The organism is Mesoflavibacter sp. SCSIO 43206 (genome assembly GCF_019904215.1).
Lineage (GTDB): Bacteria > Bacteroidota > Bacteroidia > Flavobacteriales > Flavobacteriaceae > Mesoflavibacter > Mesoflavibacter zeaxanthinifaciens.
In genome coordinates this window covers 1,431,168-1,448,407 of sequence record NZ_CP063201.1, presented here as the reverse complement: position 1 = coordinate 1,448,407, position 17,240 = coordinate 1,431,168, and the positions used below count along the sequence as shown (strand labels likewise).

Sequence of the window (17,240 nt, the reverse complement as noted above, 5' to 3'; positions counted from 1 at the left end):
GAGATAACATAATACTCAATGTCACTTAAGATATTTGCACACTTATTTAACAAACTATGGAAAACATATATTTATACATGATTATAGCTTTAGCTATACTAGCTATTGCAGATCTTGTCGTTGGAGTTAGTAATGACGCTGTTAACTTTTTAAATTCAGCTATAGGTTCTAAAGCCATTTCTTTTAAAACTATAATGATAGTAGCCAGTCTTGGTGTTGCTGTTGGTGCTGTTTTTTCTAGCGGAATGATGGAAGTTGCCAGAAAAGGTATTTTTAATCCAAGTCAATTTATGTTTGATGAGATTATGATCATCTTTATGGCAGTTATGATTACAGATATCTTGCTACTAGACTTTTTTAATTCTGTTGGTATGCCTACCTCAACAACTGTATCTATTGTATTTGAATTACTTGGAGCTGCAGTTGCTGTAGCTTTAATTAAGATAGGACATAATAGTGGTGATTTTGGTGAAGTAATTAGGTATATTAATACTTCTAAAGCATCTCAAATCATATTTGGTATTTTGCTCTCGGTGGTAGTAGCTTTTTCGGTCGGCGCATTTGTACAATGGGTTTCAAGACTACTTCTTTCTTACAATTTTGAAAAGAAAGCAAACTGGGTTGGTGCATTGTTTGGCGGTATTGCATTAACAGCGATTACCTACTTCATTTTCATGAAAGGATTAAAAGGAACTTCTTACGCCAAAGAATCTTTTGATATTTTAGGTGGCGCAACTATGAAAGACTTTTTAGAAAATCAAGTACTATCAATAGTTGCTGTTAGTTTAACATTTTGGTCAATATTATCATTTGTACTTATTTCAGCTTTTAAAACTAACATTTATAAACTTATTATAGTTGTAGGTACATTTGCTCTAGCTTTAGCTTTTGCTGGTAATGACTTGGTTAACTTTATTGGTGTTCCTATGGCGGCTTACAATGCATATGATGCTTGGATGGCTTCTGGCGATGCTGCGTCTAGTTTTTCTATGGAAATTTTAGCAGAAAAGGTTCCTACAAATAACTGGTTATTATTAGCTGCAGGAATGGTAATGGTATTAACATTATGGTTTTCTACAAAAGCTAAAAATGTTGTAAAAACATCATTAGACTTATCTAGTCAAAGCAATACAAAAGAGCGTTTTCAGCCTAACTTTTTATCACGTAGTTTTGTAAGATCTGCAATGTTAATGTCTCAAATGTCATCTTATATTCTACCAGAATCTTGGCAACAAAAAATAGACAAGCAATTTGAAGCACCAAAACTAAATATCCCTAAAAATAAAGAAGTAGAATTACCTGCATTTGATTTAGTTCGTGCAGCTGTTAATTTGATGGTAGCAGCAGTATTAATATCTATAGCTACTTCATATAAATTACCTCTATCTACAACTTATGTAACATTTATGGTAGCAATGGGTACGTCTTTAGCAGATCGTGCATGGGGCGCAGAAAGTGCAGTATATAGAGTTGCTGGAGTAATCAACGTAATTGGTGGTTGGTTTTTCACAGCTATTAGTGCTTTTTTAGCGGCTGCGTTGGTAGCTTATTTACTTAACTTAAATGTTAATGTAATGTTTCCTATTCTACTTTTAGCAGCATTTGCTTTGTTAATTAGAAGCTCTATGGCTCATAATAAAAAGTTAAAAGTAACAAAAGCTGAAGATAGTCTAACAAAAGCTGAAAGTAGCTCTATACAAGGTGTTATTCACGAAAGTGCAAAAAATATTGCAAATGTTGTAAAACGTGGTAATAGAATCTACACCAATGCTATAAATGGTTTGGCTACTCAAGATTTATCAATGCTTAAGAAAAATAAAAAGCAAGTCAAAAAATTATCTGATGAAGTAGATGATTTAAGAGACAACATCTTTTATTTTATCAAAAACCTAGACGAATCTAGTGTTGGAGCTAGTAACTTTTATATTCATGTTTTAAGTTACCTACAAGATATGACTCAGTCTTTAGAATATATTTCTAAAGCCAGTCATAAACACATACACAACAATCATAAAAAACTCAAATTCAATCAAATAAAAGAATTAAAGCAGGTAGATGAAAAGCTAGAAGTTTTGTTTAACGATACCAAAAATGCATTTGATTCTGGTTCTTTCGAACAAATTGGTCAAATTTTAAATGAAAAGACAGAATTATATGCTTTAGTTAAAGAAAAAATCTCTGCTCAAGTAGAACGTACTCGTACTGAAGAATCTTCTCCTAAAAATACAACTTTGTACTTTAGTTTATTATTAGAAACTAAAGATCTATTGAATGCTACAATGAATTTATTAGAAGAGTACAACACGTCTTTTGATAGTAAAATTCCACCAGCAAAACTTATAGAAAAAGAAGAAGAATAAATAATTCTATTACTCTAATATCAACTAAAAAGCCTCAAAATATTGAGGCTTTTTTAATATTTAAAATTTCACTTTAACAAAATTTAAACATCTATACTGTGTTAGGCAGCGTAAATAAAGTAACTCAAAAATTTAAACTATTTATGAAAAAACTAACATTAGTAGCACTAAGCGCAATATTTTTAACTGCTTGCGTTTCAAAAAAGAAATATTTAGCCTTAGAACAAGAAAAAGGCGAAATTAAAAGTGAACTAACAAAAACCAGAGTAGAAAAAGAAGAACTTGAAAAGAAGTTTGCCATTATCGAAGCTAGAGTGCAAAACTACAACTTAAAAATTAACAATCTTACCGAAGAAGTTGGAGAGCTTACAGAAGAAAACAAAACAAAATTTGATGCAGTTGGTAACAAAGCTGTTATTTCAGAACAATCAAAAATTGGCATGCGTAAAACCTTAAGTAAGGTAGACCCAGAAGTGATGAAGTATGTTACTACTCTTGAAGATTCTATGAACTTAGCTTTATCTTTAAACCTGAAAAAATTTGTTGATGAAAGTGAAATTGATGAAAGCGATGACATATCAATAAATATTGACGAAACTGTAGTAATGATTTCAATTTCAGATAAAATGCTATTTAATACAGCTAGCTATAGAATTAATAACAAAGCCAATAAAGTATTAAAAAAAGTAGCAGATGTAATTAAGTCAGAGCCAAGCTTAAATGTTATGATTGAAGGTCATACAGACTCAAGAACCATAAATACAGACAAAATACAAGATAATTGGGACTTAAGTGTGCTACGTGCAACTTCTGTTGTTAGAGCATTACAAAAAGACTATGGTGTACCGCCAGAGCAATTAATTGCAGCTGGAAGAAGCAGTTACCAACCACTAACCGATAACGACAGTAAAGAAAACCGAGCAAGAAACCGTAGAACACGCATTGTAATATTACCAAATATTGATAAGTTTTTTGCACTAATGGCCTCTAGTGAAACGCTAGAAGCTAACGATATGTAAATTATAAAACTATAATTTGAAAATAAAAAAGAGTAGACATATGTCTACTCTTTTTTGTTTTATAGTGTTTACAACACATTACTTCATGTTATTAGCTACTTTTTCTAGCTCGCTATACCAATCTTCTCCAAACTTTCTTATTAAAGCGTCTTTTACAAACTTATAAATTGGCACTTGTAGCTCTTTACCTAGTGAGCAAGCGTCATCACAAATATCCCATCGTTCATAGTTTACTGCAGAAAACTCTGTATAATCTTTAACTCGTATTGGATATAAATGACAAGATATTGGTTTTTTCCAATTTATTTCACCTTTATTAAAAGCCTCTTCAATACCACATAGCGCAGTTTTTTTGTCATCAAAAATAACATAGGCACAATCGGCATTATCAATTAACGGTGTTTCAATTTCGTCCCAGTCGTTTGTTGTAGATGTCCCTTGTGCTTCTATAGCTTCTATACCTTCTTTACGTAAAAAAGGTTTAACCTTCGGGTAGATTTCTTCAAGAATATCTGCTTCTTCTTTAGACAATGGTGCGCCAGCATCTCCATCTATACAACATGCACCTTTACAAGCCGATAGATTACAGACAAAGTCCTTTTCAATAATATCTTCAGAAACAATAGTTTTTCCTAACTGAAACATTTTGATTTAATATTTTTTGCAAATATAGAGCTATTTGTCTCAAAAAAAAGACCTTAAAAAGAAATCAATATTTCGCTTGAATTTCAATGAATTAAAACTAATTTTGCGCCAAATTTAAACCCTAGTAATATGTCATTAAGTTTTAAAGAAATCTTTACCGTATTTATGGTCCTTTTTGCTGTAATTGATATTGTAGGTAATATTCCTATTATTATAGATTTACGTAAAAAAGCTGGTCATATTCAAAGTGAAAAAGCAGCTATTATTGCTGGTATTATTTTAATTGCATTTTTGTTTTTAGGTAAAAGTATATTAAATCTAATTGGTATTAATGTTAACTCTTTTGCTGTTGCAGGTGCATTTATTTTGTTTTTTATTGCTTTAGAAATGATTTTAGGCATCACCCTTTATAAAGATGAAGAAACTAATCCAATGACAGCTTCTGTTTTTCCGTTAGCGTTTCCGCTTATTGCTGGACCAGGAAGTTTAACAACATTATTATCGTTACGTGCAGAATATAGTATCCAAAACATAATTGTGGCAGTAGTTTTAAATGTTATAGTTATTTACATTGTTTTAAAAACATCAAGACGTATAGAGCGACTAATAGGTCAAAACGGTATACAAATTATTAGAAAAGTTTTTGGTGTAGTATTATTAGCTATTGCTGTAAAACTATTTACCGATAACATTAAAATCTTATTGGCTTAAATATTGTATTTTTGTATAAACTTTTACAAAGCATTTATACATCTTTTAAACTAATGAAAATCTTTATACATATTCTTACATTATTAGCTGTAGCATTAATTATTTTTAACGCTACACAATTAAATCTTGACGCTTTACTAGAAGGACAAAGTTTAATTGCTCTAATTACAATTATTGCCTCTTTGTGCGCTATAATGTTACTTCAAATTTTACGTATTTCTAAAAAAATTGAAGCTAAAAGTAAAGGACTTTAAGATGAAAGATACAATTATTATTGGTGGTGGCGCAGCTGGACTTTCTTGTGCATTGGTATTAGGTTCTGGATTAAAAAAACCTTTTGCAGAAGGAAAAAATGTTGCTATTATTATGCATCAAAAAGCTTCGCATTTACAAACTGCATTATTTAATAACGTATTAGGATTACAACCTGGTACATTAGGTAATGATATTCTTAAAGATGGAAAAGAGCAGCTAGCTAACTTATATCCAGAAGTAGAGCAAATAGAAAAAGAAAAAGTAAAAAAAATTGAAGAAACTAGATTTGGCTTTACTGTAATCACTAATAAACAAAGTTATGACACTAAACGTGTAGTAGTTGCTGTTGGATATACTAATTTATTAGACATTGAAGGTCTTGAAAGTTATATAAAACCTCATCCTAGAGCTGTTATTGAAAAAGATAGAATCTGGTTAGAAAACAAAGATCATTTAGTTAAAAAAAACCTATATGTAGCAGGTACATTAGCTGGTTGGCGTAGTCAATTTGCAATTGCATCTGGAAGCGGTGCGCATGTTGCTACAGATATTTTAACAATTTGGAATAATGGTAAGCACACTAAAGTGCATGATAAGGCGTAGGTGATTTTAGTTTTACAGAAAAGATTACTCTTCAACTTCTACTTTCTGATGTAATTGGATGACCTTATCAATCATATCATCGTGTTTATTAAGTATTTTATGGTAAGCACCAAAACCATATAGCTGTTCTGCTATTGTAGCTTTTAGGTAATGTTTAACTTCTTCTCTATAGGCTACAAAAACAATGTTAGATCTTGTTTTAATTTTCAAATACTCTTCAAAATCTTTAATCATATTATCTTCTACTAAATAATTATCAAAAAAATCTTGTCTTGATATAGAAGAGTAATAATTGCGGTCTTTTTCTATTTCTTCAAAAATGAAATTATTAAAAAAACCTTTTCTTTCTAAAAAGCTAAGTGTTTCGTTTTCCATTTTTCTGTTTAAAGGCACAAAAACATCTGGTATAATTCCGCCACCACCATACACTACTTTTCCTTTTGGTGTTGTATATTTTAATGAGTCTGCTACTTCAATTTTAGATTCGTCAATTAGCTCACCACTTTTCATTCTGTACGAATAATCATCATAGTAATCTGTATTACCATTAGCGTAAGACCTTTGTATAGATCGTCCTGTTGGTGTATAATATTTAGATACTGTTAAGCGTACTGCGCTACCATCTCCTAATTGCATTTCGCGTTGGACTAAACCTTTTCCATAAGATCGTCTTCCTACAATTGTACCTTTATCGTTATCTTGTAAAGCGCCTGCAATAATCTCTGAAGCTGATGCTGAATTTTCGTCTATCATTACAAAAAGTTCACCAGTTTCAAAATCTCCTTTAGATGTTGAGTAGCTTTTTTCTATATCTCCTTTTTTGTTTTTTGTATAAACAATAAGTTTATTGTCCTCTAAAAATTCGTCAACAATATTCACAGCTATTTCTAAAAATCCTCCAGGATTTTCTCTTAAGTCTAAAACTAGACTATTTGCACCTTCTTTTTTTAAACGTTTTAATGCTTTTTTAAATTCTTTGTATGTGCTTTCTGCAAAACGATTAATTTTTATGTAACCTAAATCTTCGGTTAACATGTATGCTGCATCTACACTTTTTATTGGCACAACATCTCTTGTTACGTTAAAGGTTAAAAGTTTGGGTTCGCCTTTTCTGTAGACTTTTAACTTGACTTCAGAATAGCGCTTACCTCGTAAAGTTTCTACTAAACTATCATTTGTTTCGCCTAAAAGAGATTTTCCGTTTGCTTCTAGTATACGGTCGCCACCTTTTATTCCTGCTTTATCACTTGGACCGTTTTCAACAGTTTTTATTACTGTTATTGTGTCTTTAAATGTGTAAAAATTAATACCAATACCCACAAAATTCCCTTTCATGTTTTCGGCAGAACGTTTCATTTTTTCTTTAGGAATATAAACCGAATGTGGATCTAAGTTATCTAATATTCCGTTTACGGTAACGTCTACTATACTATCTGTATTGACATCTTCTACGTATTCGTAATCTATATAATCAATTAGTCTATTTAACTTGTCTTTTTTACTGTTTGATGTAAATAGTTTATCTGATGTGTCTCCAAAGTCTAAATTACCACCAATAAATATGCCTGCTGCTACTGCTAGTCCTATTATAAATGGTATGTAAACTTTAAGTTTTGACATTATTCTTCTAATTGTTCTATATGTTCTACTTGTATACCTGCTTTGGTTAAAAATTTTATACCAGAATCGTCTTTATATCCTTGATTATATACTACGCGTATTATACCTGCTTGGTGTATTAGCTTACTACACTCTTTACACGGTGATAGTGTTATATATAATGTTGCTCCTTTACAGGATTGTGTTGATGAGGCTACTTTTAATATTGCGTTAGCTTCGGCATGTAAAACATACCATTTGGTGTAACCTTCTTCATCTTCGCAAAAATTTTCGAAACCTGTCGGTGTTCCGTTATAACCATCAGAGATTATCATTCTATCTTTTACAATAACTGCGCCAACTTGTTTACGTTTACAGTAAGATAATTTCCCCCATTCTTTAGCTATACGCAAATACGCCTTATCGTATTTTAATTGTTTTTTTTTGGACATGTAGTTAGTTTTTGTCGGATGTTTAGGTAGACAAACAAAAAACCTAACCCAAACCTATAACGAAGATATAAGGTTAGTATTTTAATTACAATTTAAAAGGATAAGTTTTATGAAAAATTTAGATAAAATTGGCTCTTTTTAATATTTAATTACTATAAAATCCAATTATCTATTAACATCGGAATTACTAGTCCTATTACTATTGAAGAGACTACCATCATCCAATCTCTTTTAGAAAACCTAAATATTGTTTGAAATATATATCCTAAAAATAGAACAATAAAGACTATTATTATTTGCGCTATTTCTATACCTAAAGCAAACTCTAATAAAGCTATAAATTTATTATCGCCAGAGTCTAAGTTCATTCTAAATTCTCTTCCAAAACCAAAACCGTGTATTAAACCAAAAAATAATGTCGACACAAATAGAATACCTATTTTCTGGCTATTTTTTTGCTTACCAGCAGTAAACACATTGTAAACTGCCATAATTAAAATGGTAATTGGTATTAAAAACTCAATCAAACTTGCTTGTACACGTACATGACCATAAACAGACAAAATTAAAGATAAAGTATGTCCTACTGTAAACATGGTAACCAGTAATAAAACGCGTTTCCAATCTCTAAATAAATAAGGTACAGCTAATACGATTAAAAATAATACATGGTCATATGCGTTAATATCTAGCACATGATTCATTCCATATTGTACAGTTTGCCAAAAGTCGTTAAACATTAGGTGTTATTTTTAGGGTTGGGTAAATATACAAAAAGTAAAAAAACGCAAAAGTAATTTCAATATTTACTTATGTCAAAACTTAAAACTTATTTTTGGTTGTATCTTCGCAAAAAAAATACTCAATTCGCATCTAATACTAATGGTAAAAACAATTTTTAAATTTATAGCACTTACACTTCTATTTTCAATATTAACGTTAACTAGTTGTAAGGAAAATAAAACACTAGTAGAAAAAAATGAGATTACTAATATTGCTACTCTAGAATATAAAATTAGTTCTAAATTAGGAGAAGGCGCTATATGGAATTATAAAACTGAAGAATTATACTGGGTAGATATTGAAGGGCAAACACTAAATATATATAACCCTAAAACAAAAAATAATAACGTAATTAAAACACCATCAAAAATAGGGACCGTTGTCCCTTATACAAAACAGCAAGCGGTTATAGCTCTTGAAGATGGTATATATCAGGTAAATTTAGACAACGGTAAATTAAATCAAATTTCTAATATTGAAGCTTCGATGACCGAGAACCGTTTTAATGACGGAAAGTGTGACCCACAAGGAAATTTTTGGGTTGGTTCTATGCATTTAAAAGAATCTTCACCTAAAGCAAGCTTATATAAAGTAGCACCTAACGGAACTACAACAAAAATGATTGATAGCGTTACAATCTCTAACGGAATTGTTTGGTCTAAAGATGCAAAAACCATGTATTATATAGACACACCAACCAAAACCATTAAAAGTTATAATTACGACATAAAGACCAGTACAATTTCTAACGAAAAAGTAGCAGTTAATGTCCCAGAATCTTTAGGCTATCCAGACGGAATGACTATTGATCAAAATGATATGTTATGGGTTGCTTTATGGAATGGTAATGCTGTAGCGCAATTTAATCCAAAAACAGGACAGCTAATTTCAAAAATAGAAGTACCTGCACATAATGTAACATCTTGTGCTTTTGGAGGCAAAAACTTGGATGTTTTATATATCACAACGTCTACCAACGATATGACAAATGAAGAAAGAGAAAAATATCCTCTAGCAGGATCTATTTTTAAATATAAACCAGAAGCTAAAGGCAGACCAGCTTTCTTTTTTAAAGAAGCAATTAGATAAAACAAAAAACAATATTAATTCTTGCTATTATAGTAGGAATTTGTAAATTTAATACTTGGGAAATTCAGAAAAAATGAAGAAAAGCATCACATTAAAAGAGTTATCAAAAATATTAGGTGTTTCAATATCAACAATATCTAAAGCATTAAATGATAGCCCAGAAATTAGTCATGATACCAAAACTAAAGTAAAAGAACTTGCTGCGCTTCATAAATATCAACCTAATGTATTAGCTAGAAATTTAAAATCTGGAACTACCAAAACCATAGCTGTAGTTATCCCAAGTGTACAAAACTTCTTTTTTGCACAAGTTTTATATGGTATTGAACAAGAAATTGCAAAAACAGATTACAACTTAGTTGTTAGTCTTACAAATGAATCTTTAGAAAAAGAATCTAATAACTTAAACCATTTCTCAAACGGAATTGTAGACGGTTTTATAGTAACCGCTTCTGAAGAAACTCAAATTAAAAAAGAATATACTCATTTTACATCTGCTCTAGATAATAAAAAAGCTATTGTTATGTTTGACAGAGTAGTTAAAGATATTAATTGTGATAAAGTTTTGGTAGATGATAAAGAAGCAGTTTACAAAGCTACATCGCACTTAATAAAATCTGGCAGGAAAAAGATAGCGCTAGTATCAACTATTAGCAACTTAACAGTTGGTAAATCAAGAATAGCAGGTTACAAACAAGCGCTTAATGAAAACGGAATAGAGTTTTTAGAGTCTTATGTAGTATCATCATCCGAAGAAGGTATAAAAAAAGAAACAGATTTATTTTTAAGTAATAATCAAACAGATGCTATAATAGCATTAGATATTCAATCATCATTATCTGGTCTAAAATCTGTTAAAGAAAAAGGATTAGAAATACCTAAAGATGTTGCTATTATTGGCTATTCTAGTGAAAGAACAGCATCTCATCTAACTCCAGAATTATCTACTATAAGCCAAAATGGTATAGAAATAGGAAGAAAAGCCACAAAATTATTGATAGATCGATTAAAATTCCCTGAGAAACCATTTGAAAATATAGTAGTCGCTTCAAAGATTCAAAATAGACAATCCTCATAAAAAAAGTCTTCTAAACAAGACATTTAGAAGACTTTGTACTCAAGGTGGGAATCGAACCCACACTTCCGAAGAAACCGGATTTTGAATCCGGCGCGTCTACCAATTCCGCCACTTGAGCAATTAGGAAGTGCAAAATTAAATATAATTTTAATCTTTTATACTAAAAATAGCTACTAATGTCTTTTAAAGCTGAAAAATTATACTAAATTTGCACCTCAAATAAAAATCTGTAGTCTTAAGTGCTGCTTAACAACACATTACTATGTCTAGTACAACAACAGAAGCCAAAATATTTTCTATAACACAAAGTAAAACTTTAGCAGAAAAAATTGCGGCTGCTTACGGTACTAATCTAGGTAAAATAATTACCTCAACGTATAGCGATGGAGAGTTCCAACCTTCTTATGAAGAATCTATAAGAGGAACAAGAATTTTCATAATTGGATCTACAAATCCTAGTTCTGAAAATTTAATGGAAATGTTATTAATGATAGATGCCGCAAAACGTGCATCTGCAAGACACATAACAGCAGTACTACCTTATTTTGGTTGGGCTAGACAAGACAGAAAAGACAAACCAAGAGTACCAATTGCAGCAAAATTAGTTGCAAAAATGTTGGAAACTGCAGGAGCAACTCGCATTATAACAATGGATTTGCATGCAGACCAAATACAAGGGTTCTTTGAAAAACCAGTAGATCACTTATTTGCATCTACTATATTTTTACCTTATTTAAAGGAGTTAAATTTAGACAATTTAACTATAGCTTCTCCAGATATGGGAGGATCAAAACGTGCCTACGCATACTCTAAAGCATTGCAAAGCGATGTAGTAATATGCTATAAGCAACGTGCTAAAGCCAATGTAATTTCTCATATGGAACTTATTGGTGACGTAACTGGTAAAAATGTTGTATTAGTTGATGATATGGTTGATACTGCTGGAACATTAACCAAAGCTGCCGATTTAATGATGGAAAGAGGAGCAAAAAGCGTAAGAGCTATTTGTACTCATCCAATACTATCTGGCACCGCTTATGAGAGATTAGAAAATTCTAGATTAGAAGAGTTAATTGTAACAGATTCTATACCTCTTAAGCAAGAAAGCAAAAAAGTAAAAGTTTTAAGCTGCGCAAATTTATTTGCAGAAGTAATGCATAATGTACATCATAATGCATCAATAAGCTCAAAATTTATAATGTAGAAATAATTAAATAAATATAAATAACAATTATGAAATCAATTACAATCAACGGATCTCAAAGAGAAAGCGTGGGCAAAAAAGCAACAAAAGCCTTACGTAATGCTGGTCAGGTTCCTTGCGTATTATACGGAGGAGACAACCCAGTGCATTTCTCTGCACCAGAATTAGCCTTCTCAAAACTAGTATACACGCCAAATGCGCATACAGTTGTGATTGAGCTGGAAAATGGAGACACTTACAATGCTATTTTACAAGACATTCAGTTTCACCCAGTAACAGATAATATTTTACACATTGACTTCTACCAATTATTTGATAACAAAGAAGTAACAATGGAAATTCCTGTACAATTCACAGGTAACTCTAGAGGTGTAAGAAACGGTGGTGTTTTACGTAAAAACAAACGTAGCTTACGTGTAAAAGCGTTACCAGGTAATTTACCTGATTACATCGAAGCAGATATTACAGATTTAAAGATTGGTAATAAACTTTATATTACTGCTTTAGATAGTGAAGACTTCAAATTTATGCATCCAGACAACACTGTAGTTTGTCAAGTAAGACGTTCTAGAGCATCTATGGCTGTTGCTGATGATGATGAGGATGAAGATGAAGATGTACCAGCAACTGAAACAGACGATGTTGCAGCTGTAAAAGAATAAACTCTTTTTAAACTCATAAATAAAGCATTCTGTTAATTCAGGATGCTTTTTTATTTTTGAAAAAATAAAACTTTATAAGATGTGTGATTTTTTCAAAAAATTATTTAAAAAAAATCCAACTGTATTAGTTAAAGAACAAAACCCTATGAAAAAATTTTTAATTGTTGGCTTAGGAAATATTGGCGAAAAGTACACAAACACAAGACACAATATCGGTTTTAAAATTTTAGACCAATTAGTGTCTAAAGAAGAATTAACTTTTGAAACAGTTAAACTAGGAGATATTACAACTTATAAATTTAAAGGAAGAACATTTATACTTTTAAAGCCCAGCACCTATATGAATCTTAGCGGAAAAGCTGTACAATATTGGCTGACTAAAGAAAAAATACCCTTAGAAAACTTATTAGTTATCACTGACGACTTAAATTTACCTTTTGGTACTTTGCGTTTAAAAACTAAAGGTAGTGACGGAGGACATAATGGCTTAAAAGATATTCAAGAAAAATTAAACACAACTAAATACAATAGGTTTAGATTTGGCATAAGCGACGCGTTTAGTAAAGGTAGACAAGTAGACTACGTTTTAGGAGAATGGGATGAAGAAGAAAACCAAAAACTACCCGAACGCTTAGACAAAAGTATAGAACTAATTAAATCTTTTGGTACAGCTGGAGTTAATAACACAATGAATACCTTTAACGGTAAATAAAAAAAGGAAGCTAAATTAGCTTCCCTTTTTTTTACTACTATGCTAAAAATCAATCTATAATAAGTTTTTTAGTTTTAGTATTTTCTCCATCTGTTACATTAAGTATATACATTCCTGACTCAACATCATTTAAGCTAATTTGTTGAATAAAATTATTTGAGTTTTTAAAACTTTGATAAAATACTTTTCTGCCTCTTATATCATAAACATAAATTTCTACATCTTCTTTAAAAACTGTATTTTTCATTTTAATGGTAAATTCTCCATTATTAGGATTAGGATAAACACTAAATTTAGTGTTATTTAAAACATCATTTCCAATTGATAAAGCACTAAACAAGCACAACTCTAAATCAAAAGACAAAATTGTTCCTCCATCTTCAGGACCATAAGTATCATCTACAGATAAGGTCCAATTTCCTGCAGACATTTCTCCGTTTAATAAAGACAAATCACCTTCTGGTATAAACACTCCTGTAAAAGGAGCACTTCCTGTTGTAATAGAGCTTGTCGCATCTTGATCAAAAGCTGTATTAGTATAATTATCAGAACTACCTCCATTTCCTGTAGATAACTCTATAATTGTTCCTGCAGGACTTATCAAAGAAATATCTAAATCACTATTCCAAGTATGATTAATACTTATCGTAACATTAACATCTGCAATAGGTGCATCTTCTAAAATATTAATTACGGAAGTATAATTAGCATCTGCTCCAGTTGAAGCGATTGTAATTGGTAAATCTGTTGCACTATAAACAGTACATTCTACATCACACACATCTCCAATACCATCTCCATCGGCATCTGCTTGGTCTGCGTTTGGAGTATAGATACAATTATCTGAAGTATTTAAAATACCGTCATTATCAATATCATCGTCACACACGTCTCCTATTCCATCTCCGTCTACATCTGCTTGATCAAAATTTGGAGTATTTACACAATTATCAGATCCGTCTGGTATACCATCTCCATCCGTATCATTCTGCGGAGAACCACAAATCTCGATTGACCAATTTACTAAATCTCCAGTATCAAAACCGTAGCTATCTATAACTTTTAATGTCCAGTCTCCAGAAGAAAATTCAGAGTTTAATATAGAAAGCGCTTCGGTAGGTTGATAAACACCAGTAAATGGCGCTGTACCACTAGCAATTGGGTTAGCCGCATCATCATCAAATACCGTATCTGTATAATTCATACCCGAACCACCATTTTCAAAACTTAAATCTATCTCTGTACCTGCAGGACTAACTAATGAAACGGTTAAGTCTGAAACATAAGAATGAGTAATATTAATTGTAACATTTACATCTATTATAGAGCTAACATCTGTAACTGTAATTATAGAAGATATTCCTGTGGTATTACTATCTGGTATTGCAATTGGTGTATCATTAGAAGTATATGTATTACACGCTATGTTTGCTGTTTCAAAATTTGAAGTAGCATAAGCACCATTACCACAATCGTTTACAGCTCTAACTCTCCACCAATACATTGTTTGAGTTGCTAAGCTTGTTGATGTATAATTATTTGATGTTAATGTTTGGCTATCTATTATAGAAGTAAAACCAGAATCTGTAGCAATATCTAACTCATAAGAAGTCGCATTTGGGTCTGAATCCCATGTAAACAAAGCATTAGATGGCGCCACATCTGTTACGCCTAAAGCAGGTGTTAAAGTGTTGATGGTTGAAAAATTTGTGTCATTTACATTGAATTCTACATTTGCAGAACTAGTAATTGAACCTGATGTTCCTGTTAGCGTAAACGGATAATTTCCTATTGACAAACCTCCGATACCTGTTACTGTAACTGTTACTGCTGTTCCGTCTGCTGTAGCTGTTGTAGGAGTTATAGTTGCAGTTGTACCTGCAGGTAAACCAGAAGTAGAGAAAGTGGTTGTTCCTGAAAAACCTAAAAAAGTATTGTAAGTAAAATTAAACACAGCGTCATTAGGGCTACAAACATCAACAGGAGTATTATTTGCTGTTATAACAAATTCTGATTCTTGTATGCTAAAATTAGTAGAATTAATTGCATAAAAAATATTGTTATTACCTTCTACCATTACTCTTGCTGTAGCAGTATCTCCGCCTGTGACAGGAACTGTAATGTCATGCGAACCATCATTTGGCACATCAGTAGCTAATACATAAGGGTAAGTAAAACCACCATCTGTAGACAGTTTAATATTAACTGTTGGTGTGTTAACTGCACCAGTATTTGTACCAGCTACATCCCATGTAATTGTTTCTGTAGAACCAGCGTCCCAAGTAACCGCAGAAGTTTGAGAAGTGACAGCAAATGGTCCAGAACTACCATCTACTGTTACGGTCATGGTATCAAAATCGCTTTGAGGTGTTTGACCAACTCCGCCAGCATCTGATCTATCCCTAACAGTTAAAGCAAAATTTAACGTTCTACCTATGGTAGATACGGTTTCCCAAGAACTATTATCAAAAGTTTCTACAGGGTTAGTTTCTGTTAATTCACCTGCAATAACTCTTTCTATTATTGGCATATATCTATCTGGATTGGTACTTGGTGGTCTAGATCTCCATACAGGACCTGTATGCGCTGGTCCAAAAGACGTACTAGTTGTAGATCCGCTATCTATTTGTTCCCAAGTATAAGTTAATACATCTCCAGAATCTGCATCAGTAGCAGCTCCTTTTAAGACAAAAGCAGTACCATTAGGTATTGTATAATCTAAACCAGCATTAGCTACTGGAGGATTATTTGTAATAGCTGTTGTTGTTGCACAATTGTTTGGTGCTGATGCTACATTTGTTAAAATCTGATTAATACTATGATAATGAAAATAAGCATCACTATGATCTTGCACATCATTTGCACCAGTAATACCAGCATATCCCATAATTGTTGTACCACTTCCAGGTTCTGAGTTTACACCAGTTCCTTCTGTATTAAAAGCAAAGGTATGATTTGCTCCCATTTGATGACCAATCTCATGAGGCACGTAATCAATATCAAAAAAATCTGACATATAAGCTCCTCCATCATTATCTAAGAAAGAATGAGAAGAAAACCCGCTTCCTTTTTGATTATCTTCACAAACACAGCCAATGCAACCTGCATTACCATTATTACCTCCATAAGCAAATAAATGTCCAATATCATAATTTGCTTCTCCTACGGTACTTGTTAATTCGTTTTGTAATTGACTATTAAAACTACCTGTATAAGGATCTGTTGCTGGATCAGGAAAAATAATTTCTGTTCCTGTAACTAATGTAAATGTTATTGCCATATCCACTTCATAAACCTCATTTACTCTGTTTAATGTAGATACAACTTGCGCTAAAGCATCTTGTTGAGCGTCTCCATTAGCTGCGTTACCATCATCCCAAAATTGGGTATATTCTCCGTTTGTAGAAACTGCAATTCTATAATCTCTTAATAACTGGTCATTTGCATCCATCATTCTAGACTGACCTATGTTTTGATCTCTAATCTTAGTTTCATCAGTTAGACATTCAAACCTCTTAACATCTTCATTTATAGATTTTCTTTTGTAAGCTATATGTTCTACATTAGAAAATCTAGACACTGGTTGTATTAATGTTAATTTTTGATTTGCTCGTGTAATCATAACATTAACACCTAAAGGAGTTACGCTAAACCTAACTCTAGTAGTAACATCATTTACAAGAGAACCTAAATAGGTTTTTATATTAGGGTATTGTATCGATAACTCTTTAGATAAAACAGGAGCTTCCACAACTCTAAATTGAAGTGTTTTACCAGTTTCATCAGGTATCGACACAATTGTACTGGACTGACCATTAGAATTTGACCTTAATGGAGCGCTTTGTAATTTTGCCTTAAAAGCTTCAATATCCAGACTAAATAAAGCTGAATGATTAGAATCAAACTTCTTTAAGTTAACATTTTCAATACTATTACTTGATATTTTTTTCCATGAATTTTGCGCTAAACCAGAGAAAAAAGATAAAATGAAAACAGTTAAAAGTAGTTGTTGTTTCATAATTTAAAATTTCAATTGCTTATAAAAATAGTTAATATTTAAAACAAACC

15 protein-coding genes and 1 tRNA gene are annotated in these 17,240 nt (G+C 31.6%); 10 read left to right on the top strand and 6 right to left on the bottom strand.

Annotation, left to right across the window (positions count from 1 at the left end):
* The first annotated feature begins 56 nt into the window (after positions 1 to 56).
* Together INR78_RS06740 and INR78_RS06735 are read left to right on the top strand one after the other, a co-directional pair.
* On the top strand, positions 57 to 2,360 hold the full coding sequence (locus INR78_RS06740) for an inorganic phosphate transporter (RefSeq protein WP_223077994.1): 2,304 nt from the start codon (positions 57 to 59) through the stop codon (positions 2,358 to 2,360).
* Between the two features lie 143 nt (positions 2,361 to 2,503).
* On the top strand, positions 2,504 to 3,379 hold the full coding sequence (locus INR78_RS06735; protein ID WP_223077993.1) for an OmpA family protein: 876 nt from the start codon (positions 2,504 to 2,506) through the stop codon (positions 3,377 to 3,379).
* A gap of 78 nt (positions 3,380 to 3,457) precedes the next feature.
* Here the strand turns inward: INR78_RS06735 and INR78_RS06730 are convergent, their stop codons facing one another.
* The gene (locus INR78_RS06730; protein ID WP_223077992.1) at positions 3,458 to 4,024 is read right to left on the bottom strand and encodes a DUF3109 family protein; all 567 of its coding nucleotides are present in this window, start codon (positions 4,022 to 4,024) and stop codon (positions 3,458 to 3,460) included.
* A gap of 129 nt (positions 4,025 to 4,153) precedes the next feature.
* Here INR78_RS06730 and INR78_RS06725 point away from each other — a divergent pair, with 129 nt between their 5' ends.
* From INR78_RS06725 to INR78_RS06715, 3 genes are read left to right on the top strand one after another with little or no spacing between them, the layout of a single operon-like run.
* Positions 4,154 to 4,735 carry a MarC family protein gene (locus INR78_RS06725; protein ID WP_027879542.1) on the top strand — a complete coding sequence of 194 codons (582 nt, stop codon included), beginning with the start codon at positions 4,154 to 4,156 and terminating at the stop codon, positions 4,733 to 4,735.
* Between the two features lie 53 nt (positions 4,736 to 4,788).
* Complete coding sequence (locus INR78_RS06720; RefSeq protein WP_106677321.1) at positions 4,789 to 4,989, top strand: hypothetical protein; 201 nt, start codon at positions 4,789 to 4,791, stop codon at positions 4,987 to 4,989.
* Position 4,990: 1 nt separating this feature from the next.
* Positions 4,991 to 5,593, top strand: a complete 603-nt coding sequence (locus INR78_RS06715) for an FAD-dependent oxidoreductase (RefSeq protein WP_223077991.1) — start codon at positions 4,991 to 4,993, stop codon at positions 5,591 to 5,593.
* Between the two features lie 24 nt (positions 5,594 to 5,617).
* On the opposite strand, the gene INR78_RS06710 is transcribed toward INR78_RS06715, so the two are convergent.
* The 3 genes from INR78_RS06710 to INR78_RS06700 all read right to left on the bottom strand — a co-directional run bounded on the left by INR78_RS06710 (position 5,618) and on the right by INR78_RS06700 (position 8,384).
* Entirely contained in the window at positions 5,618 to 7,213 is a 1,596-nt protein-coding gene (locus INR78_RS06710) for a S41 family peptidase (protein ID WP_223077990.1), read from the bottom strand.
* Positions 7,213 to 7,644: a dCMP deaminase family protein gene (locus INR78_RS06705; protein WP_027879546.1), complete on the bottom strand. Its 432-nt coding sequence runs from the start codon at positions 7,642 to 7,644 to the stop codon at positions 7,213 to 7,215. Before INR78_RS06705 ends, INR78_RS06710 begins: the two co-directional genes overlap by 1 nt.
* A 152-nt stretch (positions 7,645 to 7,796) precedes the next feature.
* Positions 7,797 to 8,384, bottom strand: coding sequence for a HupE/UreJ family protein (locus INR78_RS06700; RefSeq protein ID WP_027879547.1), 588 nt, complete (start codon positions 8,382 to 8,384; stop codon positions 7,797 to 7,799).
* A 142-nt stretch (positions 8,385 to 8,526) separates the two neighbouring features.
* Here INR78_RS06700 and INR78_RS06695 point away from each other — a divergent pair, with 142 nt between their 5' ends.
* Positions 8,527 to 9,516 carry an SMP-30/gluconolactonase/LRE family protein gene (locus INR78_RS06695; protein WP_223077989.1) on the top strand — a complete coding sequence of 330 codons (990 nt, stop codon included), beginning with the start codon at positions 8,527 to 8,529 and terminating at the stop codon, positions 9,514 to 9,516.
* Positions 9,517 to 9,589: 73 nt separating this feature from the next.
* Positions 9,590 to 10,594, top strand: coding sequence for a LacI family DNA-binding transcriptional regulator (locus INR78_RS06690; RefSeq protein WP_106677313.1), 1,005 nt, complete (start codon positions 9,590 to 9,592; stop codon positions 10,592 to 10,594).
* A gap of 36 nt (positions 10,595 to 10,630) precedes the next feature.
* Here INR78_RS06690 and INR78_RS06685 read toward each other — a convergent pair.
* Positions 10,631 to 10,712: transfer RNA gene (locus tag INR78_RS06685), tRNA-Leu, on the bottom strand.
* A gap of 144 nt (positions 10,713 to 10,856) precedes the next feature.
* On the opposite strand from INR78_RS06685, the gene INR78_RS06680 reads away from it, so the two are divergent.
* The 3 genes from INR78_RS06680 to pth all read left to right on the top strand — a co-directional run bounded on the left by INR78_RS06680 (position 10,857) and on the right by pth (position 13,172).
* Positions 10,857 to 11,798 carry a ribose-phosphate pyrophosphokinase gene (locus INR78_RS06680; RefSeq protein WP_223077988.1) on the top strand — a complete coding sequence of 314 codons (942 nt, stop codon included), beginning with the start codon at positions 10,857 to 10,859 and terminating at the stop codon, positions 11,796 to 11,798.
* Positions 11,799 to 11,827: 29 nt separating this feature from the next.
* Complete coding sequence (locus INR78_RS06675; protein ID WP_106677311.1) at positions 11,828 to 12,460, top strand: 50S ribosomal protein L25/general stress protein Ctc; 633 nt, start codon at positions 11,828 to 11,830, stop codon at positions 12,458 to 12,460.
* A gap of 79 nt (positions 12,461 to 12,539) precedes the next feature.
* On the top strand, positions 12,540 to 13,172 hold the full coding sequence (gene pth / locus INR78_RS06670; RefSeq protein WP_223077987.1) for an aminoacyl-tRNA hydrolase: 633 nt from the start codon (positions 12,540 to 12,542) through the stop codon (positions 13,170 to 13,172).
* Positions 13,173 to 13,221: 49 nt separating this feature from the next.
* Here the strand turns inward: pth and INR78_RS06665 are convergent, their stop codons facing one another.
* Positions 13,222 to 17,190 (bottom strand): reprolysin-like metallopeptidase, encoded by a 3,969-nt coding sequence (locus INR78_RS06665; protein ID WP_223077986.1) that lies wholly within the window; start codon positions 17,188 to 17,190, stop codon positions 13,222 to 13,224.
* Positions 17,191 to 17,240 lie beyond the last annotated feature (50 nt).

Bases quoted from the DNA above. Each gene is read 5' to 3' on its own strand.
- INR78_RS06740 (WP_223077994.1), top strand. From the start codon at position 57: ATGGAAAACATATATTTATACATGATTATAGCTTTAGCTATACTAGCT.
- INR78_RS06735 (WP_223077993.1), top strand. From the start codon at position 2,504: ATGAAAAAACTAACATTAGTAGCACTAAGCGCAATATTTTTAACTGCT.
- INR78_RS06730 (WP_223077992.1), bottom strand. From the start codon at position 4,024: ATGTTTCAGTTAGGAAAAACTATTGTTTCTGAAGATATTATTGAAAAG.
- INR78_RS06725 (WP_027879542.1), top strand. From the start codon at position 4,154: ATGTCATTAAGTTTTAAAGAAATCTTTACCGTATTTATGGTCCTTTTT.
- INR78_RS06720 (WP_106677321.1), top strand. From the start codon at position 4,789: ATGAAAATCTTTATACATATTCTTACATTATTAGCTGTAGCATTAATT.
- INR78_RS06715 (WP_223077991.1), top strand. From the start codon at position 4,991: ATGAAAGATACAATTATTATTGGTGGTGGCGCAGCTGGACTTTCTTGT.
- INR78_RS06710 (WP_223077990.1), bottom strand. From the start codon at position 7,213: ATGTCAAAACTTAAAGTTTACATACCATTTATAATAGGACTAGCAGTA.
- INR78_RS06705 (WP_027879546.1), bottom strand. From the start codon at position 7,644: ATGTCCAAAAAAAAACAATTAAAATACGATAAGGCGTATTTGCGTATA.
- INR78_RS06700 (WP_027879547.1), bottom strand. From the start codon at position 8,384: ATGTTTAACGACTTTTGGCAAACTGTACAATATGGAATGAATCATGTG.
- INR78_RS06695 (WP_223077989.1), top strand. From the start codon at position 8,527: ATGGTAAAAACAATTTTTAAATTTATAGCACTTACACTTCTATTTTCA.
- INR78_RS06690 (WP_106677313.1), top strand. From the start codon at position 9,590: ATGAAGAAAAGCATCACATTAAAAGAGTTATCAAAAATATTAGGTGTT.
- INR78_RS06680 (WP_223077988.1), top strand. From the start codon at position 10,857: ATGTCTAGTACAACAACAGAAGCCAAAATATTTTCTATAACACAAAGT.
- INR78_RS06675 (WP_106677311.1), top strand. From the start codon at position 11,828: ATGAAATCAATTACAATCAACGGATCTCAAAGAGAAAGCGTGGGCAAA.
- pth (WP_223077987.1), top strand. From the start codon at position 12,540: ATGTGTGATTTTTTCAAAAAATTATTTAAAAAAAATCCAACTGTATTA.
- INR78_RS06665 (WP_223077986.1), bottom strand. From the start codon at position 17,190: ATGAAACAACAACTACTTTTAACTGTTTTCATTTTATCTTTTTTCTCT.